Source organism: Collinsella sp. CLA-ER-H7, from assembly GCF_040092345.1.
GTDB lineage: Bacteria > Actinomycetota > Coriobacteriia > Coriobacteriales > Coriobacteriaceae > Collinsella.
This window is the reverse complement of the sequence record NZ_JBBNLT010000007.1, coordinates 1-25,498: the sequence shown is the minus strand read 5'-3', so window position 1 is coordinate 25,498 and position 25,498 is coordinate 1. Positions and strand designations below refer to the sequence as shown.

The 25,498-nt window shown below is 60.6% G+C and carries 23 protein-coding genes, 2 tRNA genes and 1 riboswitch; of the genes, 24 read left to right on the top strand and 1 reads right to left on the bottom strand.

Annotation, left to right across the window (positions count from 1 at the left end; translation table 11 throughout):
- The first annotated feature begins 226 nt into the window (after positions 1–226).
- The 11 genes from groES to AAAX75_RS05320 all read left to right on the top strand — a co-directional run bounded on the left by groES (position 227) and on the right by AAAX75_RS05320 (position 12,197).
- On the top strand, positions 227–520 hold the full coding sequence (groES, locus tag AAAX75_RS05370; RefSeq protein ID WP_022094351.1) for a co-chaperone GroES: 294 nt from the start codon (positions 227–229) through the stop codon (positions 518–520).
- Positions 521–616: 96 nt separating this feature from the next.
- Positions 617–2,254, top strand: a complete 1,638-nt coding sequence (gene groL / locus AAAX75_RS05365; RefSeq protein WP_006234938.1) for a chaperonin GroEL — start codon at positions 617–619, stop codon at positions 2,252–2,254.
- Between the two features lie 371 nt (positions 2,255–2,625).
- Positions 2,626–2,816: riboswitch (FMN riboswitch) on the top strand.
- 5 nt (positions 2,817–2,821) lie between these two features.
- Positions 2,822–3,412, top strand: coding sequence for an ECF transporter S component (locus tag AAAX75_RS05360; RefSeq protein ID WP_349091331.1), 591 nt, complete (start codon positions 2,822–2,824; stop codon positions 3,410–3,412).
- Positions 3,409–5,313, top strand: a complete 1,905-nt coding sequence (locus AAAX75_RS05355) for an energy-coupling factor transporter ATPase (protein WP_349091330.1) — start codon at positions 3,409–3,411, stop codon at positions 5,311–5,313. The genes AAAX75_RS05360 and AAAX75_RS05355 overlap by 4 nt, the downstream gene beginning before the upstream one ends.
- Entirely contained in the window at positions 5,313–6,113 is an 801-nt protein-coding gene (locus AAAX75_RS05350; protein WP_349091329.1) for an energy-coupling factor transporter transmembrane component T, read from the top strand. Before AAAX75_RS05355 ends, AAAX75_RS05350 begins: the two co-directional genes overlap by 1 nt.
- 30 nt (positions 6,114–6,143) lie before the next feature.
- On the top strand, positions 6,144–6,590 hold the full coding sequence (locus AAAX75_RS05345; RefSeq protein ID WP_349091327.1) for a pyridoxamine 5'-phosphate oxidase family protein: 447 nt from the start codon (positions 6,144–6,146) through the stop codon (positions 6,588–6,590).
- 54 nt (positions 6,591–6,644) lie between these two features.
- Complete coding sequence (locus AAAX75_RS05340) at positions 6,645–7,055, top strand: pyridoxamine 5'-phosphate oxidase family protein (RefSeq protein WP_349091325.1); 411 nt, start codon at positions 6,645–6,647, stop codon at positions 7,053–7,055.
- 257 nt (positions 7,056–7,312) lie between these two features.
- A complete protein-coding gene (argC, locus tag AAAX75_RS05335; protein ID WP_349091323.1) occupies positions 7,313–8,383 on the top strand; it encodes an N-acetyl-gamma-glutamyl-phosphate reductase in 1,071 nt (356 codons plus the stop codon).
- A 135-nt stretch (positions 8,384–8,518) separates the two neighbouring features.
- Positions 8,519–9,787, top strand: coding sequence for a bifunctional glutamate N-acetyltransferase/amino-acid acetyltransferase ArgJ (argJ, locus tag AAAX75_RS05330; RefSeq protein ID WP_349091321.1), 1,269 nt, complete (start codon positions 8,519–8,521; stop codon positions 9,785–9,787).
- Between the two features lie 81 nt (positions 9,788–9,868).
- Entirely contained in the window at positions 9,869–10,849 is a 981-nt protein-coding gene (gene argB / locus AAAX75_RS05325) for an acetylglutamate kinase (RefSeq protein WP_349089388.1), read from the top strand.
- A gap of 64 nt (positions 10,850–10,913) precedes the next feature.
- The gene (locus AAAX75_RS05320; protein WP_349091319.1) at positions 10,914–12,197 is read left to right on the top strand and encodes an aminotransferase class III-fold pyridoxal phosphate-dependent enzyme; all 1,284 of its coding nucleotides are present in this window, start codon (positions 10,914–10,916) and stop codon (positions 12,195–12,197) included.
- 614 nt (positions 12,198–12,811) lie between these two features.
- On the opposite strand, the gene AAAX75_RS05315 is transcribed toward AAAX75_RS05320, so the two are convergent.
- A tRNA-Val gene (locus AAAX75_RS05315) sits at positions 12,812–12,887 on the bottom strand.
- Positions 12,888–13,074: 187 nt separating this feature from the next.
- Between AAAX75_RS05315 and asnB the strand changes: the two genes are divergently transcribed.
- From asnB to lysS, 13 genes are all read left to right on the top strand, one after another.
- The gene (asnB, locus tag AAAX75_RS05310) at positions 13,075–14,955 is read left to right on the top strand and encodes an asparagine synthase (glutamine-hydrolyzing) (RefSeq protein WP_117745773.1); all 1,881 of its coding nucleotides are present in this window, start codon (positions 13,075–13,077) and stop codon (positions 14,953–14,955) included.
- A 111-nt stretch (positions 14,956–15,066) separates the two neighbouring features.
- Positions 15,067–16,629: a UDP-N-acetylmuramoyl-L-alanyl-D-glutamate--2,6-diaminopimelate ligase gene (locus AAAX75_RS05305; protein ID WP_349091318.1), complete on the top strand. Its 1,563-nt coding sequence runs from the start codon at positions 15,067–15,069 to the stop codon at positions 16,627–16,629.
- A gap of 107 nt (positions 16,630–16,736) precedes the next feature.
- Positions 16,737–17,648 carry an HAD-IIB family hydrolase gene (locus AAAX75_RS05300; RefSeq protein ID WP_349091317.1) on the top strand — a complete coding sequence of 304 codons (912 nt, stop codon included), beginning with the start codon at positions 16,737–16,739 and terminating at the stop codon, positions 17,646–17,648.
- A gap of 51 nt (positions 17,649–17,699) precedes the next feature.
- Entirely contained in the window at positions 17,700–18,584 is an 885-nt protein-coding gene (gene murI, locus AAAX75_RS05295; protein WP_035137557.1) for a glutamate racemase, read from the top strand.
- Between the two features lie 53 nt (positions 18,585–18,637).
- The gene (gene rph / locus AAAX75_RS05290; protein WP_349091316.1) at positions 18,638–19,363 is read left to right on the top strand and encodes a ribonuclease PH; all 726 of its coding nucleotides are present in this window, start codon (positions 18,638–18,640) and stop codon (positions 19,361–19,363) included.
- A gap of 143 nt (positions 19,364–19,506) precedes the next feature.
- Positions 19,507–20,148, top strand: coding sequence for an RdgB/HAM1 family non-canonical purine NTP pyrophosphatase (rdgB, locus tag AAAX75_RS05285; RefSeq protein ID WP_349091315.1), 642 nt, complete (start codon positions 19,507–19,509; stop codon positions 20,146–20,148).
- 3 nt (positions 20,149–20,151) lie between these two features.
- Complete coding sequence (dtd, locus tag AAAX75_RS05280) at positions 20,152–20,598, top strand: D-aminoacyl-tRNA deacylase (RefSeq protein WP_055286755.1); 447 nt, start codon at positions 20,152–20,154, stop codon at positions 20,596–20,598.
- A 182-nt stretch (positions 20,599–20,780) separates the two neighbouring features.
- Complete coding sequence (locus tag AAAX75_RS05275) at positions 20,781–21,077, top strand: Veg family protein (RefSeq protein WP_006234957.1); 297 nt, start codon at positions 20,781–20,783, stop codon at positions 21,075–21,077.
- 2 nt (positions 21,078–21,079) lie between these two features.
- Positions 21,080–21,976: a 4-(cytidine 5'-diphospho)-2-C-methyl-D-erythritol kinase gene (gene ispE / locus AAAX75_RS05270; protein WP_349091314.1), complete on the top strand. Its 897-nt coding sequence runs from the start codon at positions 21,080–21,082 to the stop codon at positions 21,974–21,976.
- A gap of 49 nt (positions 21,977–22,025) precedes the next feature.
- A tRNA-Pro gene (locus AAAX75_RS05265) sits at positions 22,026–22,102 on the top strand.
- Positions 22,103–22,214: 112 nt separating this feature from the next.
- Positions 22,215–22,490, top strand: a complete 276-nt coding sequence (tatA, locus tag AAAX75_RS05260) for a twin-arginine translocase TatA/TatE family subunit (RefSeq protein ID WP_022094895.1) — start codon at positions 22,215–22,217, stop codon at positions 22,488–22,490.
- Between the two features lie 106 nt (positions 22,491–22,596).
- On the top strand, positions 22,597–23,067 hold the full coding sequence (gene greA, locus AAAX75_RS05255; RefSeq protein WP_006234960.1) for a transcription elongation factor GreA: 471 nt from the start codon (positions 22,597–22,599) through the stop codon (positions 23,065–23,067).
- 79 nt (positions 23,068–23,146) lie between these two features.
- The gene (gene lysS, locus AAAX75_RS05250; RefSeq protein ID WP_349091313.1) at positions 23,147–25,111 is read left to right on the top strand and encodes a lysine--tRNA ligase; all 1,965 of its coding nucleotides are present in this window, start codon (positions 23,147–23,149) and stop codon (positions 25,109–25,111) included.
- Positions 25,112–25,498 lie beyond the last annotated feature (387 nt).

Here is a 25,498-nt window from a genome sequence, read left to right as displayed (position 1 = left end):
GTCTTGCGCAGGACTGTAGAGCAGCAAACTTCATGCCCTCCGGTCCGCCCCGGGAGCCACCGCTAAGTTATCCCCCGGCATTCAGAAAATCTAAGTGCCAAAAAATAAGATTTTTTGACTCCGTGTTGTATAACCCGCCATTCGTGGGTACCATTCAACGCGTACGCAAACAAAAAGGGTTAATTCGCGTGGTATAACCGCGCGGCCCAAAAAGGAGGAGACAAGCATGTCGTCTTTGAAGCCGCTTGCAGATCGTGTTCTGGTCAAGCCCGACGAGGCCGAGCAGAAGACCGCTTCTGGTCTGTATATCGCCAGCAACGCTCAGGAGAAGCCGCAGCGCGGCACCATCGTTGCCGTGGGCGCCGGCAAGGTCAACGACAAGGGTGAGCGCATCCCCATGGACGTCAAGGTTGGCGACGTTGTCATCTACGGTAAGTTCGGTGGCAACGAGGTCAAGGTCGACGGCGAGAAGTATCTGCTGATGCGCGCCGACGACATCTACGCCGTCGTCGAGGCCTAGTCTCGTCAGAATCTCTGATTCGTCTTTGAACGCGGCCGCCGCATAGGACTCGGAAGCGGCGACGCGAGTCACATTTCTTTTGGAGGATTACCTACCATGGCAAAGAACATTACGTTCAACACCGATGCCCGCGCCAAGCTCGCAAAGGGCGTCAACACTCTGGCCGACGCCGTTACCGTCACCATGGGCCCCAAGGGCCGTTACGTCGCTCTGCAGCGCACGTTCGGTGCCCCGACCATCACCAACGACGGCGTTTCCGTCGCTAAGGAGATCGAGCTCGAGGACAACATCGAGAACATGGGCGCTCAGCTGGTGAAGGAGGTCGCCACCAAGACCAACGACACCGTGGGTGACGGCACCACCACCGCAACCCTGCTCGCTCAGGCTATCGTCAACGACGGTCTGCGCAACGTCGCCGCTGGCGCCAACCCGCTGGCCATCCGTCGCGGCATCGACAAGGCCGTCAACGCCGCCGTCGCCGAGATGAAGAAGCAGGCCAAGCCGGTCGAGACCAAGGAGCAGATTGCTTCCGTCGGTACCATCTCTGCTGGTGACCCCGAGGTTGGCGAGAAGATCGCCGAGGCCATGGAGGTCGTGGGCAAGGACGGCGTCATCACCGTCGAGGATTCCCAGACGTTCGACATTACCATCGACACCGTCGAGGGCATGCAGTTCGACAAGGGTTACGTCTCCGCTTACTTCGTCACGGACAACGACCGCATGGAGGCCGTGATGAAGGATCCGTACATCCTCATCACCGACCAGAAGATCTCCAGCGTTCAGGACATCATGCCCGTTCTCGAGGCTGTCCAGCGCGCCGGCCGTGGCCTGCTCATCATCGCTGAGGACATCGACGGCGAGGCTCTGCCTACCCTGGTTCTCAACAAGATCCGTGGCGCCCTCAACGTCTGCGCCGTCAAGGCCCCGGGCTACGGCGATCGCCGCAAGCGCATCCTCGAGGACATCGCCGTCCTCACCGGTGGCCAGGCCGCCTTGGACGAGCTGGGCGTGAAGGTCGCTGACATCACTGCCGATATGCTCGGTACCGCTAAGTCCGTCACCATCTCCAAGGACAACACTGTCGTCGTCGGCGGCGCTGGCTCCAAGGAGGCCATTGACGCTCGCATCGCCCAGATCAAGGGCGAGATGGAGAACACCACCTCTGACTTCGACCGCGAGAAGCTCCAGGAGCGCCTGGCCAAGCTTTCCGGTGGCGTTGCCGTCATCAAGGTTGGCGCTGCTACCGAGTCCGAGCTCAAGGAGATCAAGCATCGCGTCGAGGACGCCCTGCAGGCTACCCGCGCTGCTGTCGAGGAGGGCATTGTCGCCGGCGGCGGCGTCGCCTTCATGGACGCTGCTCCTGCGCTCGATGCTGTCGAGATCGACGACCCCGAGGAGAAGATCGGTGTCGACATCGTCAAGAAGGCTCTGACTGCTCCGGTTGCTACCATCGCCAAGAACGCTGGCTTTGAGGGCGCCGTCGTGGTCGACAAGGTTGCCGAGCTGCCCGCCGGCCAGGGTCTCAACTCTGCCAACGGCGAGTGGGGCGACATGATCGAGATGGGCGTCCTCGACCCCGTCAAGGTCAGCCGCGTCACCCTGCAGAACGCTGCTTCTGTTGCCAGCCTGATTCTCATCACCGAGGCCACCGTCTCCGATGTGCCCAAGAACACTCAGCTTGAGGACGCTATCGCTGCTGCTACCGCTGGTCAGCAGGGCGGCGGTATGTACTAAGGCCGACAAGGTCTAGAACTCCCACCGGGAATCCGGGGGCGTGACGGGGGTTTCTCTCCGGAACGTCCTCGGACATGCAAAGAGGCTCCGCATCGCGCTTCGCGCTGCGGAGCCTCTTTGCGTCCTGCGGAATGTTCCGGAGAGAAACCCCCGTCACGCCCCCGGATCCCCTGCGTTTACGGCCTTGAGGTCGGCGTGGGCGGAGATCGTGGCTGATGGGGATACATGTCCCGGTCGCTGTTTCGCGGCTTTGCCGCGAAAGGCGCGCTACTTTGGGATGGGTGGGGAACGTGGTTGTTGCGGTAATTGGTCCCCACCATAAATTGCCCTTGGCATACTTGCGCGAATACCTGCTCGTGCTACACTTGCAATTGCTGTTTCAGGGCGGGGTGAAATTCCCCACTGGCGGTAAATCGGGCGGTGCCAAAGGGGCGCCGTGGCGCAGGCGAGGATCTGCGTCGAGCCGATGAGTCCGCGACCCGTGCGTGTGTTGGTTCGCATGCCGGCTGAACTGGTGAGATCCCAGTACCAACGGTTAGAGTCCGGATGAAAGAGGCAGGTGATCTTATGTCTGAACAGTCGCAGCATATCCATTTTGAGAACACGAATAGGTGGAGCACCAAACAGCTCGTTACCATGGCGCTGATGTGCGCCTTGGGCGCCCTGTTTATGTATGTGCAGCTGCCCATCCTTCCTTCGGCGCCGTTTTTGACGTATGACCCGTCGCTGGTGCCGGCGATGGTGTGTGGATTTGCGTATGGCCCTGGTGCCGGCACAGCTGTTGCCGCCATGGCGATCGTTATCCATGCGCTCACCACGGGTGACTGGGTCGGTGCGCTTATGAACCTGGTTGCCACGCTGGGCTACATTCTGCCCGCGGCTATCGTCTACCAGAAGATGCATACCTATAAGGGTGCCGTGATTGGCCTGGTGCTCGGCGTCATTGCCGCTACGACGCTGTCTATGGTCGCAAACCTTACCATTGGCGTATGGTTCTGGTATGGCTCGGTCGATGTGATCGCCCCGCTCATGATTCCCGCCGTGCTGCCGTTCAACCTTATCAAGACCGTGCTTAACTCGGTATTGACGCTTGCGGTGTACAAGGCGGTCTCCAACCTCATCACGCCTAAAAAGGACCAGGTCAAAGGCCGCGCATGATTGAGTGTCGGGGCGTTTCCTTTAGCTATGACGGTGCCGTACCGGCACTCGACGACGTCGATCTGAACATCGAGGACGGGGAGTTTTTCTGCATCCTCGGTGGCAATGGGTCGGGCAAGTCGACGTTTGCCAAGCATCTGAATGCGCTGCTGCAGCCCGATGCGGGCACGGTGCGCATCAACGGCATGGATGCGTCCGATCCCGAGCTGGTCTACGACATTCGTTCGACCGCGGGCATGGTATTCCAGAATCCCGATGATCAGCTGGTGGCAACGCTTGTCGAAGATGACGTTGCGTTTGGTCCCGAAAACCTAGGCGTGCCATCGGCGCAAATTGCGCAGCGCGTACGCGAGGCGCTGAAGGGCGTGGGCCTGGTGGGCTTTGAGCGCCACGAGACCCATGCGCTTTCGGGCGGCCAAAAGCAGCGCGTGGCGCTTGCCGGCGTGCTTGCCATGGAACCGCGCGTGCTCATATTGGACGAGGCCTCCTCGATGCTCGATCCGCGTGGACGCAAGGGTCTCATGAAGGCTTGTCGCGTGTTGCACGATCGCGGCATGACCATCGTGATGATTACGCACTTTATGGAAGAAGCCGCCGAGGCAGATCGCATCGCGGTGTTTCAGGCGGGACGAGTTGCCATGTTGGGCACGCCCGAGGAGATTCTGACGCGGGCAGATGAGCTCGCGGAGCTCAACCTAGATATGCCGGCGTCGTGCCGTTTGGGCATGGCGCTTCGTGCGAAGGGCGTGCCCATTCACGCGCAGGTGCGCGAGGTGGATATGGTCGCCGAGGTTGCGCAGACTTATGCCGAGCGAAGTGGGGCAGACATCGCGGGGCAGTCTTCCGTATCCCAGTTGGAAATCGCTGACGGCACTGTTCCGGTAGACAACGAGGACAACGCGTCGGAGCCCGTCATCGAACTATCCCATGTTTCGTACAGTTATTCGCTCAGTCCGCGCGAGCGCCGCCGCTGGCATAAGCGCTCGGCCACTGCGGGCAAATCGAACAAACAGGCTCTCTGGGGAAACGACCCCAGCAGTCCGTGGGCGCTGCGCGATGTATCGCTGACGGTGCGTCGCGGCGAGTTCCTGGGTTTGGCAGGTCATACCGGTTCGGGTAAGTCGACGCTGGTCCAGCATCTCAACGGTTTGATTCGTCCCCAGGAGGGATCCATTCGCGCGCTGGGGTTCGATCTGTCAAACAAGAAAGACGCCGCTGCGGTTAAGGCTAAGGTCGGCGTGGTGTTTCAGTATCCCGAGCGTCAGCTATTTGCCGAAACCGTGGCGCAGGACGTGGCGTTTGGCCCGCGTAACCTTGGCCTGCCACAAGACGAGGTCGCACGCCGTGTCGCATCATCGCTTACGCGCGTGGGCCTCGATCTTTCCACGGTCGGCGACAAGAGTCCCTTTGAGCTCTCGGGCGGGCAGCAGCGGCGCGTGGCGTTTGCTGGCGTGCTTGCCATGGAGCCCGAGGTCCTGGTGCTCGATGAACCCATGGCGGGGCTCGATCCGGCTGCGCGCAGGGATTTCCTAGGGCTCATCGGTCGACTCCATCGCGAGGGCCTGACCGTTGTCATGGTTTCGCACAGCATGGATGACCTGGCAAATTGTTGTGACCGTATCGTTGTGATGAACGAGGGCGCGGTGTTTGCCGAGGGAACGCCCACGCAGGTTTTTGCGCATGCGGACGAGCTCAAGTCAATTGGCCTGGGCGTTCCTGCCGCCCAGCGTATGGCGCTGGCGCTCGCACAGGCCGGTGTGCCGCTCCGCTGCGACAAGCTTTATACGGTTGAGGCGCTGGCCGACGAGCTGGCCGGCTTGCTGCTGGGCTGCGCGGACGTGCCTTTGAGGGTTCCGTGTCAGGCTGGTTCTAAGATGGCCACGCGAGAGGAGGGCTGCTAATGGAGGCGTTCTCATTTGGCAGCTACTATCCCGGGGATAGCGCGGTGCATCGCCTGGATCCGCGCACTAAGCTGCTCCTAGGTTTCGCATTTCTGATCACCGTGCTCACTGTCGGAAGCTTCCGCGGGCTGGTTCCGGTCGCAATGTTTGTCGTGCTGGTCTATGTCGCAGCCCGAGTGCCGTTGCGCCGAGTCCTATCATCGATGGCACCACTGCTGGCGATTGTCGTAGTGGTCGCGGTACTCAACCTGTTTTCCGACCAGAGTGGCCGCACCCTGTGGCAGCTTGGCTTTTTGCAGGTGAGCGAGGGCTCGCTGCATTCCGCCGGGTTTATGGCGTGCCGCCTGACCCTGATGATGGCCGGCATGAGCGCCATTACACTCGCCACGCCGACGCTCGACCTCACCGCAGGTTTTGAGCGTCTGCTCGCACCATTTGCGCGCGTGGGACTTCCGGCGCACGAGCTCGGCATGATTATGGGTATCGCGTTGCGGTTTATGCCGCAATTTGCCACCGAGATGAAACAGACGGCCGATGCACAGGCAAGCCGCGGCGCGCGCGTGACGGGCGGTCCGCTCGGCGGTGTGCGCATGCTCGGCAGTGTGGCGATTCCGCTGTTCACCGGCGTGTTCCGTCATGCCGAGACGCTTTCGGCCGCCATGGATGCGCGCTGCTATCACGGCGAACATGGACGCACGCGTCTGCATGCGCTTAGGTTTGGCCGCGGGGATGCACTGGCCGCGGTGGCGATGGCGCTGCTGGTGACATGCGTTGTCGTTATCAATCTTCAACTCGTCTAAGCTCGATTCGAGCGCAAGAAAGGGGTCTCTATGACCGACATCAATCGCACGGCTCAGCTCGAGCGCGCCTGCTCGTATCTCAGGCGCATTCCGGCGTGGTATCTTGCTACGACCGATGCGAGCGACGGGCATCAGCCCCGCGTGAGGCCGTTTTCGTTTGCCATGGTCGATGATGGCAAACTGTGGTTTTGCACGTCGCGCGACAAGGACGTGTGGGCGGAGTTGAGCGTGAATCCCAAGTTTGAGATATCGGGCTGGAAGCCGGGGGAGTGCTGGATCGTGTTAACTGGCGAGGCTGCGCTCGAGGACGATGCAGTCGTGAGCGACAAGGTACGCCAGGCGGGCTTTAAACACATGGTGGGCATTGGCGAGCAACACGATAGTGCCAACGACGGCCGCCTTGCGTTCTTCTCGGTCCGCAACATCGCCGCGCGGTTCTGCGATATCGACGGTAGCGAAGAGCTCCTCGAGCTCTAATTTCCCAAATTGACTACCCATTCCAAAAAGACTGGTCAGGCGACAGGAGGAAACGTGGACGGATTGAATACGGTGCTGGAGTATCTGACGTCGGTGCCGGCGTGGTATCTGGCGACGAGCGTGGACGGACAGCCGCATGTGCGTCCGTTCTCGTTTGCACAGATTCAGGACGGCAAGCTGTGGTTTGTGACGGCGCGCACCAAAGATGTGTGGCAGGAGCTGCTGCAAAACCAGCGCTTTGAGGCCACAAGTTGGTGGCCGGGCCATGGGTGGTTGATTCTGCGCGGACGTGCGGGTCTGGACGACCGCGCTTCGAGCGAGATGCGCGAGGCCGGATGGAAACATCTTGAGCGCTTGAGCGAGCGCTATGAGGGGCCTAACGATCCCGCGCTCGTCTTCTTTAGTGTCGAGGATCCCGAGGCTTTTATCTGCAATCACGACGAATGGGTGCCGGTCGAGCTCTAGCCAGCTGGCTCATCCTAACAACTTAGTTTTCGCATGGGCGGGCTCCGTGTTGCCCGGCACCGTAAGGAGTGCCGGTCAATACGGAGCCCGCTCTATTTGTCAATTCCTTCAAGCGAATGTGTCGGGAATGTTTCAATGCATGAACATGCAAGCTATTTACGTATTCATGCATCTTTTGGTGCTAAAGTTTCAACCCACTTCATAACGACCGCTGCGAAATGCGCATCGGTGCATAAATCGCAGACAAGGAGTCTGATATGTCTTTGAAGGTTGGAATCGTCGGCGCGGCTGGATATGCCGGAGCCGAGCTCATTCGCCTCGTGCTCGGCCATCCCGAGTTTGAACTTGCTGCCATTACGTCCAACGCCGATGCCGGCCAGCCGCTGTCCGCGGTGTATCCGAGCTTTGCTGGCGTGAGCGATCTGGTTTTCACCACGCATGACGCCCCCGAGCTCAAGAGCTGCGATGCGGTTTTTCTTGCCGTGCCGCACACGGCTGCCATGGCACAGGTGCCCGCGCTCCTTGCCGCGGGCGTTTCCTGCTTTGATCTTTCGGCCGATTACCGTCTGAGCGACGCGTCTGTCTTTGAGGCATGGTATGCCGCCGAGCACACGAGCCCCGAGTTGCTCAAGACCCGCGCTTTCGGCCTGCCCGAGCTGTTCTGCCAGGACTTAGAGACCGCTGCTTCCAGCCATGCCGCTGGCGGGCCCGTGTTGGTCGCCTGCGCCGGCTGCTATCCCACCGCAACGAGCCTTGCTGCTGCTCCTGCCGTGCGTGCGGGCTGGGTGGCAGAGAGCGGCCCCGTAATCGTCGATGCCATTAGTGGCGTGACGGGTGCCGGTAAGTCCTGTAACGCTCGCACCCATTTTTGTAGCGCAGACGAGAACCTGGAGGCCTATGGCGTAGGCAAACATCGCCATACGCCCGAGATTGAGCAGATCCTGGGCCTGACCGATCGCGTCGTCTTTACTCCACACTTGGCACCGCTCAAGCGCGGCCTGCTTTCCACGGTGACGATGCCGCTCGCGCCGCAGGCTCTCGACACGTTGACCCTTGAGGACGTCGTCGACCATTACAAGAAGTTCTACGCCGGTCGCACCTTTGTGCGCGTGCTCGATGCCGGCCAGCAGCCCAAGACGGCTTCGGTCGTCGGCACCAACGCCGCCCAGATCGGCCTTGCGCTCAACAAACGTGCGGGCGTGCTGGTGGCGACAGGTGCTATCGACAATTTGTGCAAGGGTGCTGCGGGCCAAGCGGTCCAGTGCGCCAATATCGTCTTTGGCTTTGACGAGCGACGAGGCTTGCCCACAGTGGCGTGCCCGGTGTAGCACATTCGATTGTTAACGATTTGGTAGTCGGGTATCGAGTTGGGCGCCACTTTTAAGCTGGTCTACTAATTGCGACCGGTATGGCGTGCCAGCCGATGCCCGCTTTTTTATTTGATATAAGGAGTCGTAGGGACGATGAATACCGACCTGATTGATATTAAGATTCGCGCCGTCGAGGGTGGCGTTACGGCAGCTGCTGGCTTTAAGGCCGCAGGCATCCATGCGGGATTCCGGAAGAATCCCGAGCGCTTGGACTATGCGCTCGTGGTGCCTGATAAGCCCTGTCCCGGCGCCGGCGTGTTTACGACCAACCGTTTTTGCGCGGCGCCCGTGCAGGTGAGCCGTGCCAACCTGGGCGGTTCGGACAAAGGCTATGGCATCGTCGCTGGTGTTTCAATCAACTCCGGCAACGCGAATGCCGCTACGGGCGAGACCGGCCTTGCCTGCGCACGCGAGACATGCAACATCGCGTCGCAGGTCATCGGCTGTGAACCCCAGCAGATCCTAGTTGCATCCACAGGCGTGATCGGACAGATTCTGCCGATCGACACGTTTGAGACGGCCGTTCCGTCCGCCTTCGAGGCGCTCTCCGCTCATGGTGGCGCCGATGCCGCCCGTGCCATCATGACGACCGATACGCACTCCAAGGAGTATGCCGTTCGCTACCGCAGTGAGGCTGCGGGCCATGCGGGCAACGCCTATACGGTGGGCGGCATGTGCAAGGGCTCGGGCATGATCATGCCCAATATGGCCACCATGATCGCGGTCATTACTACCGATGCCCCCGTCGAGCCGGCGGCGCTCCACGCCCTGTTGCTCTCGACCGTTAAGCAGACCTTTAATAAGGTGACGGTCGATTCCGATACCTCGACCAACGACACCTGTATCATGCTTGCTTCTGGCGCTGCTGCCGCAGATACCGAGGTCATCGTCGAGGGCACTGACGCTTTTGACGAACTGTCCTTTGCCGTGCACGAGGTGTGCGAGAGCCTGGCGCGCAACATCGCCGCCGACGGCGAGGGCGCATCCAAGCTCGTGACGGTTAATGTTACCGGCGCCGCTAACGACGAGGAAGCCGATATTGCCGCCCGTGCCGTCGCCAATTCGCCGCTCGTCAAGACCTGCATTGCTGGCCACGACTGCAACTGGGGCCGCGTCGCTATGGCGCTTGGCAAGTGCGGCGTGCAGTTTAATCAGGAAGACGTTTCCATCGACATGATGGGCATGCCTGTCTGTCGCGACGGTCTGACTGTTCCCTTTGACGAGGACGAGGCTCTGCGACGTTTCGAGGCGCCCGAGATCGTGATCTCGGCCGACCTGGGCGCAGGCGACGCGGCAACGACTGTGTGGACCTGCGACCTCACGCATGAGTACATCTCCATCAACGGCGACTACCGTTCCTAGATTCCAGGCACGCTGTGCATCTTGCCGCGATTGCGGACAGCGGAGCACGGCGCGATAACGATACGAAAGACGAGGCAGACTATGAAATTCGCACGCGATTGTCGTTCGAGCGAATCCAACGAAGCGACCGCGCAGCTGCTGTTCGAGGCGCTGCCGTGGATTAAAAACCTGACCGGCAAGACGGTCGTTATCAAGTACGGCGGAGCCGCCATGGTCGACGAGCAACTGCGCCGCGACGTGATGAGCGATATCGTTCTGCTCAAGATCATCGGCATGCGCCCCGTTATCGTGCATGGCGGCGGCAAGGCCATCAACGAAGCACTCAGCCACTATGACATCCCTGTCGAATTTAAGAACGGCCAGCGCGTAACCACGCCGGATACCATGGATATCGTGCGCGAGGTACTGGGCGGCAAGGTCAACCAGGAGCTGGTCGCTGCCATCAACCAGCACGGTAACCTGGCCGTGGGCGTGTCGGGCAGCGATGCCGGCACGCTCATCGCCGAGCCGCTCGACCCCGAGCTCGGTCGCGTGGGCAAAGTGACGCACGTCAACACCGACTATATCGAGCGCTTGCTCGATAGCGAGTACATTCCCGTCATCGCTACCGTCGCGGCGGGGGAGGACGGCGGCTTCTTTAACATCAACGCCGATACCGCCGCCGGTGCTGTCGCGGCGGCGCTCCACGCGCATAAGGTGATCTTCCTTACCGACGTCGATGGCCTGTATAAGGACTTTAGCGACAAGGATTCGCTCATTTCCAACCTGACGCTCGACGAGGTTAATGAGATGCTCTACGGCGGCGAAGTCGACAAGGGCATGATTCCCAAGCTACGCGCCGCTGTCGATGCGCTTGCCGCCGGTGTGTTCCGCGCGCACATCATCAACGGCACCACGCCGCATTCGCTGCTGCTGGAGCTGTTGACCGATGCCGGCGTCGGTACCGTGATTCATTCCACCGAGACGGCTTATGAGTTCGATACGCACCCGCACCCGCTTTCGACCTTTGCGGCGCGCCTGACCGAGAACCTCGACGAGGTCGAGAAGCTCCAGACGGTTTAACGTCCTGGCGCCGCATCCGTACACCCATAGCCCGCGCTACCTAGCGCCCGACGAAAGGCATCCCATGTCACTTGCTGCTCAACAATCGCTCGAATCCCACTACGTTATGCATACCTTTGGCCGCTCGCCGGTTGAGTTTGTCGAAGGTCACGGTATGAAGCTCACCGGTGACGATGGTCGTGAGTATCTCGACTTTCTCGCTGGAATTGGCGTGTGTAGCCTAGGCCACGGTAATCCTACAGTGCTTTCGGCACTCGAGGCTCAGACCAAAAAGCTTCTGCATGTGTCTAACTACTTCTACATCGAGCAGCGTGGCCAGGTCGCGGCGTTGCTGTCCAAGCTCGCTAACGACGACGTAGACGGTGCGCGCGTGATTGCCGATGCCATCGCCGCCGGCGATGAGACCACGGCAGCTGCGCTCGGTGCTCCGACGGCGGGCGAGCAGGTGTGGGAGACGTTCTTTGCCAACTCCGGCGCCGAGGCCAATGAGGGTTCGATGAAGCTTGCTCGCCTGTACGCCAAGCGTGCCGGTAACGGTGGCAACACCATCGTGTGCATGCGCGGTGGCTTCCATGGCAGAACGCTCGAGACCATTGCCGCTACCATGCAGGATTGGCTGCAGGATAGCTTCCGCCCGCTGCCGGGCGGCTTTGTGGCCTGCACACCCAACGATATCGATGAGCTGCATGCAATCTTTAAGCAGCTGGGAAGCGAGATTTGCGCCGTGATGCTCGAGCCGATTCAGGGCGAGAGCGGCGTGCATCCCATGACCGAGGAGTTTATGGCTGCCGCGCGCGACCTGGCGCACGAGGCCGGTGCCGTCCTTATCGCCGACGAGGTCCAGTGCGGTCTGTTCCGCTCCGGTAAGCCGTTTGCGTTCCAGACTTATGGCGTGGAGCCCGACATCATGAGTCTTGCCAAGGGCATCGCCGACGGCGTTCCCATGGGCGCCGTGGTGGCAAAGAAGGAGATCGCCGACGTGTTTAAGCCTGGCGACCACGGTTCGACCTTTGGCGGTAGCTGCTTGGCCGTCGCGGCGTGCGCTGCGACGCTCTCCGCGCTTGTGCGCGGCGACTACGCTGAGCATGCCGCCAAGGTGGGCGCCTATATGGAGCAGACGCTAGCCAAGCTTCCGCACGTGGTTGAGGTCCGTGGCCGCGGCCTGATGCTCGGCTGCGACCTGGATGACGCTGCGGGCGATGCACATGACATTGTTGCCCGAGCGCTGGAAGCCGGTGCCGTGATTAACGCGACCGGAGCTCATACGCTGCGTTTCCTGCCGCCGCTCGTGTGCGAGGAGGCCGATGTGGATAGCCTGATTGAGATTTTGTCGGGTGTCTTGGGCTAGTTCGGCGCAATAACTCAATTTGGACCGGGTTCCGGACTGCGGACGTGCCATATGCGGCATGATTCAGCGGTCTGGAACCCTTTTTGCCTTAGATTTGCTAAGGCTGGGAGACCTACTGGTCAAAAAACATCAAATATGAGTACTGTTACCGATTTGGTAGCAGCAATTTTGGACTAATCAGACCAAATAGCAAGTCGAAATGGCGATGAATGCACGATTCTGGTCCAACTGTTAGTCCTTATAATGGACATATGTTGCGAAACTTAAGCAAATACTATCTATTTATATGTTGTAACCAAGGTAGCAGTACTCATTTTTGCCATTTTTTGGCCACGGCCTTTGTGACAGACGTGCTAGCGGGTTCGAATCCCTCTGCACTGGGCACAAAAAAGAAAGGCCCCCATCGCTGGGAGCCTTTTCAATCAAGTGGTGGGCGATGAGGGATGTCCGCGTGCGGCTGGCGCCGCCCGCTTCCGCTTCGTCGCTTCGCTCCTCGCGTGCTGCGCTGGAAAACGCTTCGCGTTTCCTCAGCTCCGCACCCTTGCGGGTTCGAATCCCTCTGCACTGGGCACAAAAAAGAAAGGCCCCCATCGCTGGGAGCCTTTTCAATCAAGTGGTGGGCGATGAGGGATTCGAACCCCCAGCCTTGTGCGTGTAAAGCACCTGCGCTAACCGTTGCGCCAATCGCCCGTGCGGAGAGAGTATAGCAAAACAATCGCCTCATTCACCTCATATCCATTAAAGGTAACTCGCGCGTGTCACAGCGGAGCTGATTCAGTTGAGATTGCCTGAACATTCCGCCCCTCTTTACGCCCTCGGGTATACTCAAAAGCTACTGATTCGATTTGATGCCCAGTAACAGCAGAGGGGATAGTATATGTGCGGTTTTGTCGGTTTTGTCGGTGGGACGGATAACCAATCCGAGGTGCTCACCAAGATGATGGACCGCATCGTCCATCGCGGTCCCGACATGGGCGGTCAGTTTATCGACGGCCGCGTTGCCCTCGGCTTCCGCCGCCTGTCGATCCTCGACCTGACCGAGGCTGGCGCCCAACCCATGGCCAACGAGGACGGTAGCGTCGTCATTGTCTTCAACGGCGAGATCTACAACTTCCAAGAACTCCGTTCCGAGCTCGAGGCCAAGGGCTACAAGTTCCACTGCGGCGCCGACACCGAGAGCCTCCTGCACGGCTACGAGGAGTGGGGCGAGGCCGTCCTCGATCGCTTACGCGGTATGTACGCCTTCGTCATCTGGGACAAAAAGAAGAACAAGCTTTTTGGCGCCCGCGACATCTTTGGCATCAAGCCGCTTTACTACTATCCCATGGCCGATGCGGGCGACGGCGCTCCGGGCGTGCTCTTTGGTTCCGAGATCAAGAGCTTCTTGGACTACCCGCACTTCCACAAGGCGGTCAACAAAAAGGCCCTGCGTCCGTACATGACGCTGCAGTATTCGGCAACCGAGGAGACCTTCTTCGAGGGTGTCTACAAGCTGCCACCGGCGCATTACTTTACCGTCGATATCCCGACCGGCAAGATGAACATCGAGCGCTACTGGGATTGCGATTACTCTGCCGTCGAGAAGCCGTTCGAAGAGTATGTCGATGAGCTGGACGAAGTCGTGCACGAGAGCGTCGAGGCCCATCGCATCGCCGACGTCAAGGTCGCGTCGTTCCTCTCCGGTGGCGTCGACTCCAGCTACATCGCCGCTTGCCTCATGCCCGACAAGACCTTCTCGGTGGGCTTTGACTACAAGAACTTCAACGAGACCAACTACGCCAAGGAGCTTTCCGATAAGCTCGGCGTCGAAAACGTTCGCAAGATGATTACCGCCGACGAGTTCTTCGGTGCGCTCGAGGACATCCAGTATCACATGGACGAGCCACAGTCCAACCTGTCTTCCGTGCCGCTGTGGTTCTTGGCCGAGATGGCCCGCAAGGACGTCACCGTCGTGCTTTCGGGCGAAGGCGCCGACGAGCTCTTTGGCGGCTACGCCTACTACGAGGACACGGTCCCGGTGCGCAAGTACAAAAAGATGGTGCCGCTGCCCATCCGTCGCGCGCTCGGTAACCTGGCGCTGCATATGCCGTACTTCAAGGGACATAACTTCCTGGTCAAGGGTGCCGAGATCCCCGAGAAGTCGTTCCTGGGACAGGCTCTGGTATGGCCGGAGCGCGAGGTCGACGGCGTGCTCAAGCCCGAGTACAACACCGGCGACGGCGCCTTTGAGCTCGCTGCACCCATCTACGCACGCGTGAAGGGTCAGCCCGAGCTGGTCAAGAAGCAGTACCTGGACATGAACATGTGGCTCCCGGGCGACATTCTGCTCAAGGCCGACAAGATGTGCATGGCACACTCGCTGGAGCTGCGCGTGCCCTTCCTGGACCGCAAAGTCATGGAGTTCGCCGAGCACATTCCCGACCGCTACCGCATCAACGAGAACGGCAACAAACAGGTACTCCGCCACGCTGCCAACAAGTCGCTGCCCGATGAGTGGGCCACCCGTCCCAAGGTGGGCTTCCCGGTGCCGATTGTCTACTGGCTGCGCGAGCAAAAGTGGTACGACTATGTCAAGGAGTACTTCACCGCGCCGTGGGCAAGCGAGTTCTTCAATACCGACGAACTCATGCACCTGCTCGATCTGCACTTTGCGGGCAAGGGCGATTTCCAGCGCAAGATCTATACGCCGCTCGTGTTCTTGGTGTGGTACAAGCGCTTCTTTATCGACGAGGACCAGCCCGCTGTTCAGGCTGCCTAGCCTCGGCTTACGAACGCCTGCGCGTAACGGCTCCTCCGGGAGCCGTTTTTGCGTGGGTGCGTTTCAGTTACTATAAAACCGTCCCTGCCAAATGGCTGAGAAAGGTGAAAGATGCACCATTCGGATTCCGCGACCGTGACCACGGTCGATACGCTTGCCAAGCTTCTCGATGTGTGCGGCGAGCTGCGCGCATCAGAGCAGGTTGACGAGCGTGCCGTGACCGGCTGCTCGTTTGATTCGCGCGCGGTCTCGGCAGGTGACGTGTTCTTCTGCAAAGGTGCTGCCTTTAAGCCCGCGTTTTTGAGCATGGCGCTCGATGCGGGCGCCGTCGCATTTGTGTGCGAGGAGCCACTGGTCGAGTCTCTGGAGCCGCTGGCGCAGGAGAGCGGTGCTGCGATGCTGGTTGTTGATAGCGTTCGCACGGCCATGGCCCTGTTGCCGCCGGAGGTCTACGACCGTCCCGACCACGACGTCAAGATCGTGGGCATCACCGGCACCAAGGGAAAGACCACGGCCGCTTTTATGCTCCAGTCCATCATCAAGGCGGCGGGCGAGTCCTGCGGCATGATCGGTTCGGTGAACACCGACGATGGTATCGAGTGCTACGAGAGCACCAACACCACGCCCGAGGCTCCCGAGGTCTGGCGCCATATCGCCAACTGCCGTGAGTCCGGTCGCCAGTCCATGGTCATGGAGGTCTCGAGCCAGGCGCTCAAGTATCAACGCGTCGAGAATCTGCCGTTTGACGTGGCGTGTTTCCTCAACATCGGCCGCGACCACATCTCGCCGATCGAGCACCCCACGTTTGAGGATTATTTTGAGAGCAAACTCAGGATCTTTGACCAGGCAAAGACTGCCGTAGTGAATCTGGGCACTGATGAAGTCGAACGCGTGCTGGAGGCAGCGTCGACGGCCGATCGCTTGGTGACCGTTGGCGTCGAGCATCCCGAGGCGAGCCTGTGGGCAAGCGACGTACGCATGGTCGGCTTTAGCATCGAGTTCAACTTGCATGGCCTGTGTGCCGACGAGTCCGAGACGGGGGAGAAGGTCCTGCTGGGCATCGCGGGCGACTTTAACGTGGAAAACGCGCTGGTCGCTATCGCCGCTGCGCGCGAGATCGGCATCGGTATCGAGGCTATCAAGAAGGGCCTCTCCAAACTGCGTGTGCCGGGCCGTATGGAGGTCGTGGAGTCGAAGGACGGCCGCGTGATCTGCGTCGTCGACTATGCGCACAACCAGCTTTCGTTCCGTTCGCTTTTCTCGTCGGTGAAGCGCGCGTTTCCCGCTAGCCCCGTCATTGCGCTGTTTGGCGCTGCCGGCGGCAAGGCGCAGGAGCGCCGCGAGCAGCTTCCGCGCGAGGCCGCACCGTATTCCGACCTGATGATCTTTGCCAACGAGGATCCAGCTCACGAGGACCCGATGAAGGTCTGTCGCGAGCTTGCCGAGCATGTTCCCGACGATACGCCGAACAAGATCATCCTCGACCGCGAAGCCGCTGTGCATGCGGCGTTCAAGGCGGCGCGCGAGGAGTACGTCAACCCCGATGCTCCCACCATTGTCTTGCTGCTGGCAAAGGGTGACGAGGAGCTCATGCACGTGGGCGACGAGTTCGTGCCCATCGAGAGCGACCTTTCGCTGGCCAATCGCCTGATCGATGTTACCCAGTTTGACTAATGAACCATGATGGCGGCGGCGCCCTGAGTGCGCTGTCGCCATAAGCGTGTTCCCTCAATCAAAACATGCCGTCCAAGTCCAAACCCTTCTACGTAAACGGAGTAACCATGTCCCACAATACCCTGCCGACCGTCGCTGAGCTTTCGGGCGAGATGCGCGAGCGCTTGGCCAAGGTCAAGTACGTCTTTACCGACCTGGATGCCACGATGCTCGCACCCGGCTCGTGCGTGCTGCGCGACAACGACGGCAACCCCTCGACCAAACTCGTCGAGGCCGTCGTGGCGCTCGCTCGCGCTGGTATTCAGGTGGTTCCCACCTCGGGCCGCAACCGTACCATGATCCACGAGGATGCGCGCGTGCTCGGCCTCAACTCCTACATCGGCGAGATGGGCGGCCTGGTCATGTACGACCTCAAAGCCAACGATTGGGAGTATCTGACCGGCGACATGCCCTACGACTCCTCTTGCGGCCTCACGCCGCACCAGGTGATCGAGCAGACCGGCGTGTGCGAGAAGATCCTTGCCCGCTGGCCGCACAAGATCGAGTACCACAACGACATGTCGACCGGCTACAAATACCGTGAGGTCACCGTCGGCATGCGCGGCGATGTGCCCGACGATGAGGTTCAGGCCATTCTGGACGAGGCCGGCTGCGGTCTGATTTGGGCTTGCAACGGTCACCTGACGCATCTGTCCAAGCCGACGACGCTCGAGCTCGATCGCGTCGAGGACGGTCGCGCATTCAACATCAACCCCGCGGGCCTCAACAAAGGCGTCGCCATTGCGCGCTTCTGCGAGCGCCTGGGGATCGAGCGCGAGGAGACGCTTGCGCTCGGCGACTCCGAGTCCGACTTCTACATGGCCGATCACGTGGGCACGTTCTGCTTGGTCGAGAATGGCCTGACGAGCGCCGGCGCGCCCGAGTTCCTGGCTGCTTGCGAGAACGCTTTCGTTACGCGCGGCAAAATTGTCGACGGTTGGGCGGCGACGGCAGAGCTGCTGGTCGCGGCGCGTTCGTAGCGCGGCGTCGCTGCACTTGGACATGTCTTTTCGAGAGAGACTGGTGAGGTAATGTCCGATATCGAGAATCCGGCAGGCGACACGCGCCCGATTGGCGTGTTCGATTCTGGTTTGGGCGGTCTGACGGTTGCGCGCGCGATTGCGACGGCGCTGCCGCACGAGTCCGTCTACTACTTTGGCGACACCAAGCGCTGCCCCTACGGCACGCGCACCGAGGATGAAGTGCGCTCGTTTGCGCTGCAGGCGGGTCGTTGGCTTTCGAAGCACGACGTCAAGATTATGGTCATCGCCTGCAACACGGCGACCGCTGCGGCCTTGCGTCTGGCCCAGCAGGTGCTCGACGTTCCCGTGATCGGCGTGATCGCGCCGGGTGCCCGTGCAGCAATCAACAGCACGCGTACGCGTCGCGTGGGCGTGCTCGCTACCAACCTCACCATTCGCTCGGGCGCCTACACGCGCGCCATTCAGGATCTAGATGCCGGCGTCGATGTATACGGCTGTCCTGCCTCGAGCTTTGTCGAGGTTGTCGAACACGAGCTCGCCTCGGGTGCACATCTGCAGGAACAGTGGCTTGAGAACGAGGACATCTTCGATACGCCTGCCGTGCGTGCGCTGGTGGGTGCCACGGTTGAGCCGCTGCGCGACCACGGTATCGATACCGTGGTGCTCGGCTGTACGCATTTCCCGCTGTTGGTGGGACCTATCCGCCATGCGCTGGGGCCTGGGGTGCGCGTCGTGAGTTCCGCCGAGGAGACCACACGCGAGCTGACCGATATCCTCACGCGCCGCGAGCAGCTGGCGGGCGACGCCGCCGAGCCGCAGCATCGTTTTGCCACGACGGCCGATAACATTGCCGAGTTTGCGGTGGCGGGCAGCTTTATCTTTGGTCAGCCGCTCAAGAGCATCGAACATATCGATATCGACGAACTGAAATAGATGTAAGGCAGCTCCAAAGGCTTCGCCACAGCTTTTGCCGAAAGGATATTTCTATGGAGTACATGCAGGTCAACCGCGCCAACGGCCGTGCCGCCAATGAGCTGCGCCCCGTCAAGCTCACCCGTGGTGTCATGAAGCACGCCCACGGCTCGTGTTTCGCCGAGTTCGGCGACACGTGCGTGCTGTGCGCCGCCACTATCGAGGAGGGCGTGCCGGGCTGGCGAAAGGGCGCCAAGGCCGGCTGGGTGACCGCGGAATACGCCATGCTGCCGGCGTCGACCGGCAAGCGCTGCAAGCGCGAGCACGCCAACCGCAAGGGTCGCTCCATGGAGATCGAGCGCCTCATTGGCCGCAGCCTGCGTACCGTCGTCAACATGAAGGCGCTCGGCGAGTACACCGTCACCGTCGACTGCGATGTGATTCAGGCCGATGGCGGCACGCGTACAGCGAGCATCACCGGCGCCTGGGTGGCGCTGCACGACGCCCTCGCCATGTGGGTCGAGGCGGGCAAGATCGAGCGCATCCCGCTTACCGGCCAGGTGGCTGCCATCTCCATGGGCGTTGTCGACGGCAATACGCTGCTTGACCTCGATTATTCCGAGGACAGTCATGCCGAGGTCGACATGAACCTCGTCGCCACCGATACCGGTGAGATGATCGAGCTCCAGGGCACCGGCGAGCAGGCGCCCTTCGACCGCAAACGCCTCAACGCCCTGCTCGACCTGGGCGACAAGGGTATCGCCGAGCTCATCGAGCTTCAGCGCCAAGCCCTCGCCTAACCTGCCAAAAAGGGACAGGTTTATTTTGGTAGGTTTCATCTGCGGAGACGTCTAGACACAAGACTGCCGTTGATTGAGAGGGGAGAGGCAGAGGCCCTCGTCGCCCTCGGCGCGGCATTGCTATAGAGACAAGGAGGCCAGTTATGGCACTTGAGAAGATCGACATCGACACCCTCGACCCGGCGGCGACCATCGTCGTGGCAACCGGAAACGCTCATAAGCTCACCGAGATCGAGGCCATTTTGGGCAAGGTCATGCCCGAGGTGCGCTTTGTGGCGCTCGGCCAGCTGGGCGATTTTGAGGACCCCGAGGAAAACGGCACGACGTTTTTGGAGAACGCCATCATCAAGGCGCAGGCTGCCGTCGAGGAGACGGGGCTCATGGCCATTGCCGACGATTCGGGCTTGGTCGTTGATGCCCTGGACGGCGGGCCGGGCGTGTATAGCGCGCGCTATGCGGGCGTGCATGGCGACGATGCCGCCAACAACGCCAAGCTGCTCGTTAACTTGGAAGGCGTGGCAGACGAGGATCGCACCGCGCGTTTTATGAGTGTCGTCGCGCTCATCGACACGGATGGTCTGGTCACCTATGGTGAGGGCGCCTGCGAGGGCGTTATCGCGCACGAGGGCCGCGGCGATCACGGCTTTGGCTACGACCCGCTGTTCCTGCCGGTCGACACGCCGGGCAAGACCATGGCCGAGCTGACGGCTGACGAGAAGAACGCCATCAGCCATCGTTTCCACGCGCTCGAGCATCTGTCCGCCAAGCTGACGGGCGAGGAGTAGACCGTGCGTGCGGTGGTGCAGCGCGTGCTCAACGCCGGCGTGACGGTCGACGGCGAGTGCGTGGGCCGCATTGGACGCGGCTACCTGGTGCTGCTGGGTGTGGGCCATGGCGATACGCGTGCCGAGGCCGACAAGCTGTGGGGCAAGCTCCGCGGGCTGCGTATCAACGAGGACGAGAACGGCAAGACCAACTTGGCGCTTGCCGATGTCGACGGCGAGGTGCTCGTGGTGTCGCAGTTCACGCTGTTCGCCGACTGCCGCCACGGTCGCCGCCCATCGTTTACGGATGCCGGCGCCCCCGATGTCGCCAACGAGCTCTACGAGTACTTCCTGACGCTCGTTCGTCAAGATGTCGAACACGTGGCGCACGGCATTTTTGGCGCCGATATGAAAGTCGATCTTGTCAACGACGGTCCGTTCACCATCGTCTTGGACACCGACAACCTTTAGGTTACGCGGTTTACCAAACCGCGTAACAACTGGTCATGCGAGATTGTCGTCTGGTACGTATTTGGGACCGGGCTTATTTAGCTACTTGCGTATGGCCACAATAGGGTGCTATAGTATTAGAGTTTTGTCTATCTTAGGGGTATTATCCCCTTTTTGAATTGCACCTTCTGGAGGCCCTGTTCATGGAAGAGATGGAAGTCAATCACGTCGACGACATCCACGAGAAGCTGACCGATATGGTGGGCGATCGCGTCAAGGTGAAGGCCAACATGGGCCGTACCCGCGTCGTCGAGCGCATGGGCACCATCAAGAGCGTCCACCCGGCCGTCTTCATTGTCGAGGTTGACGAGCGTCGTGGCCGCAAGTCGCGTCAGTCCTACCAGTATATCGATGTGCTCACCGGTCAGGTCGAGCTGTTCGACCCCGAGAGCGGCGAGCACATCTTTACCCCGCTCGGCAATCAGCTCGAGGAGCATTAACGGTGACCGATCGGTCCCTGACTCTTTCCGCGCCGGCAAAGATTAACCTCTACCTGGGGGTTCATACCGAGCGCGATGACCGCGGCTACCACAGGGTCGATTCCCTGATGGCGGCCGTCGGTCTTTCCGATACCGTGACGGTCACGCCGGCGCAGGTGCTGACCGTCCAGACGGTTCCAGCATCAGATTTTCCCATGCAAAAGAATACGGCGTATCGGGCTGCGGTTGCTATGGCCGAGCATTATGGTCGCGAGGCAAACATCTGCGTGACGATTGAGAAGCGCATCCCATTGTGCGCCGGCTTGGGCGGCCCCTCGACGGATGCGGCCGCGGTCATTGTCGCCTTGGCGGAGCTCTGGGGCATTGATCACACCGACCCAGCGCTCGACGATATTGCGCGGGGCATTGGTGCCGACGTCCCGTTCTTTTTGCACGCGAGTCCTGCGTTCTACGTAGGTGGGGGAGACGTGCTGGCAACTGAGTACCCCGCGCTGCCCGCGACGCCCGTCGTGCTGGTCAAGCCGCGCGAGGCAAGCGTTTCGACAATTGAAGCCTATCGACGTTTTGACGAGGCCCCGGTGCCTGCGGACAAGCCCGGCGCGATAGCTTCTGCCTTGCGTGCTGGTGATGCCGAGACGGCATATGCACTCATCCATAACAACTTGGGTGTCATTTCCGCACAGATGGAGTCGCAGATTCAAACGGTCCTCGACTGGCTGCGTAAACAGGACGGAACCGTTGCTGTAGATGTGTGCGGATCGGGTGCCTGCTCGTTTGCCATTTGCGACACCGCTGCTACGGCCGAAAGGCTTGCCGATGTTGCCCAGCAAAATGGCTGGTGGGCCTGCGCGACTGAGCTTATTCCCAACACGGTTCAAATCGACGCGCCAAAGAAATAAAAATTTCTCTAGCACGCGGCGAAAATCTTTGTTACTATAGTCAAGCTAACGGGTTGTGGCTCAGTTTGGTAGAGCACTGCGTTCGGGACGCAGGGGTCGCTGGTTCAAATCCAGTCAACCCGACCAGAGCATGAGGAGGGACCGCTTCTTGCGGTCCCTTTTTTTAGCTAGTGTTGTGATACCGCGATACCCGCGGTATACTCATTCGAGCTTGTCTCGCTGTATTGTGGAGGTCTACATGTTTGGACTGAGGGCTCCTGAGCTCATCATTATTCTCGTCGTTGTCCTGATTATCTTCGGGCCCAAGAACCTGCCGAAGCTCGGCAAGTCTCTCGGCTCTACCGTCAAGAATATCCGCGAGGGTATGGAGGGCGACGATAAGGCCGAGACCAAGCAGGCCGAGGAGGTCGTGGTCGAGCAGTCCGAGGAGGACAAGGAGATCGCTGAACTCGAGGCCAAGCTCGCTGCTGCCAAGAAGAAGCAGGCAGAGGACAGCGACGCGGACGCAGAGTAGTCCCATCCCTTTGGGGTGAGCACCTGACCGGCTTGCCCGCAGGCTAGCCGGTCTTTTTCGTTTTGTTGACAGTTGATTGTTTGATCAGAGTTGGGGAGATATCCGTATGGACGCAAGCCAGATCGTACTGACCGCTGAGGGCCGCCAGAAGCTCGTCGAGGAGCTCGCCTGGCGTGAGGGCGATTACGCCAAGGAGATCGTCGAGGACATCAAGGAAGCCCGCGCGTTCGGCGACCTTTCGGAGAACTCCGAGTACGATGCCGCCAAGGACAAGCAGGCCCAGAATGCTGCTCGTATCGCCGAGATCCAGGCCATTCTTGCCAACGCTCAGGTTGCTGCCACCACGGGCGATCTGACCGTCTCCATCGGTTCCACCGTTTCGCTGATTGATCCCAACGGTGAGGTCATGGAAGTCACGCTCGTCGGTACCACCGAGACCAACTCGCTTGAGCACAAGATCTCCAACGAGTCTCCGGTCGGTCACGCCATCATCGGTCACGGCGAGGGTGATTCCGTCGAGGTCGTTACGCCTTCCGGCAAGACTCGCGTCTACACCATCGCCAAGATCGCACGCTAGACCACGGTCCCGCGTAAAGGTATGTTTTCGCTCCCTGGGACCGAATCCTGGGGAGCGTTTTAGTTTGAGGAGCTAACTTATGGCAGAGAACCAGAACGCCGCCGATCAGGCATCGACGCTCAACGACGAGCGCGCCACCCGCCTGGCCAAGCGCGCCGCCCTGTTCGAGGCGGGCCAGAACCCCTATCCCGAGCACTCTGAGCTTGAGGACTACGTCGCCGATATCGAGACTAAGTACGCCGATCTTGCCGATGGTGAGGACACCGAGGATGTCGTGAAGATCGCCGGCCGTGTGGTCGCCAAGCGCGGTCAGGGCAAGATCATGTTCATCGTCGTGCGCGATGCGACTGCCGAGATTCAACTGTTCTGCCGCATCAACGACATGGACGAGGCTGCCTGGAATACGCTCAAGGCCCTCGACCTGGGCGACATCCTGGGCGTGACCGGCGTGGTCGTGCGCACCCAGCGCGGCCAGCTTTCCGTTGCTCCTAAGAGCGCGACCCTGCTTGCCAAGGCCGTTCGTCCGCTGCCCGAGAAGTTCCACGGTCTTTCCGACAAGGAGACCCGCTATCGCCAGCGCTATGTCGACCTGATCGCCAACGACGACGTTCGCGAGACCTTCCGTAAGCGTTCGCAGATTCTCTCCACCTTCCGTCGCTTTATGGAGTCCGACGGCTACATGGAGGTCGAGACCCCCATCCTGCAGACCATCCAGGGCGGCGCTACTGCCAAGCCGTTCATTACCCACTTCAACGCGCTCGATCAGGAGTGCTACCTGCGTATTGCCACCGAGCTGCACCTCAAGCGCTGCATTGTCGGTGGTTTTGAGCGCGTGTTCGAGATCGGCCGCATCTTCCGTAACGAGGGCATGGACCTTACCCACAACCCCGAGTTCACCACGATGGAGGCCTACCGTGCCTTCTCCGACCTCGAGGGCATGAAGGCACTCGCCCAGGGTGTCATCAAGGCTGCCAACAAGGCCATCGGCAACCCCGAGGTCATCGAGTACCAGGGCCAGACCATCGACCTTTCTGGTGAGTGGGCCAGCCGTCCCATGACCGACATCGTCTCCGACGTGCTCGGCAAGCAGGTCACCATTGACACGCCAGTCGAGGAGCTTGCTGCCGCCGCGCGCGAGAAGGGCCTGGAGATCAAGCCCGAGTGGACTGCTGGCAAGATCATCGCCGAGATTTACGATGAGCTGGGCGAGGACACCATCGTCAACCCGACGTTCGTGTGCGATTACCCCATCGAGGTCAGCCCGCTTGCCAAGCGTTTTGAGGACGACCCGCGCCTGACGCACCGCTTTGAGCTGGTTATTGCCGGTCACGAGTACGCCAACGCGTTCTCCGAGCTCAACGACCCGGTCGACCAGGCCGAGCGCTTTGCCGCCCAGATGGCCGAGAAGGCCGGCGGTGACGACGAGGCCATGGAGTACGACGAGGACTACGTGCGCGCCCTCGAGTACGGTATGCCTCCCGCGGGCGGCATTGGCATTGGTGTCGACCGCGTGGTCATGCTGCTCACCAACCAGGCTTCTATCCGCGACGTGCTGCTGTTCCCGCACATGAAGCCCGAGAAGGGTTTCCAGTCCGGTGCCGCTGCCGCCAAGGCTGCCGAGGCCGGCAACGCCGCGAGCCCGTTCGTTAAGTCGCTTAAGCCCACGCTCGATTACTCCAAGATCGCCGTTGAGCCGCTGTTTGAGGAGTTCGTCGACTTTGATACCTTCTCCAAGAGCGACTTCCGCGCTGTGAAGGTCAAGGCATGCGAGGCCGTCAAGAAGTCCAAGAAGCTGCTGAACTTTACGCTCGACGACGGCACCGGCACCGACCGCACCATCCTCTCCGGTATTCACGCTTATTACGAGCCCGAGGACCTGGTTGGCAAGACCTTGCTCGCCATCACCAACCTGCCTCCGCGCAAGATGATGGGTATTCCCAGCTGCGGCATGCTGATCAGCGCTGTCCACGAGGAGGAGGGCGAGGAGCGTCTCAACCTGATCCAGCTCGACGCCTCCATCCCCGCCGGCGCAAAGATGTACTAACTTGTTACGCGGTTCTACGAACCGCGTAACGGCTCGACGCTGCGCGGGCCGCATTTGGACAATCTGACGTTCAACTTCAAGGGCGCGACCAAAAGGTCAGCGCCCTTTCGTTTCACGTCACCTTGTCACAAATGCGACCCGCTCGCTGACTTATGCTCAACCTGCGGCGCCATTTTTCTTGAAGGCACCTTGCTCGCTCTGGCGGGCTTTCGCTGTCCGTCCTCTATCTGCGGTGTTGCCCTGGTTGGCACTTAGGGACGTTCCTTTTAATATGAGCAGGACATTGTCAAGAGGCAAAATCGGGCCTGGCCCCAACGATATGGGGTCAGGCCCTCTCCCTATATCAGCCCGTCCGCGGCGACCTCGGCGTGTCTTACCGACGCTCGT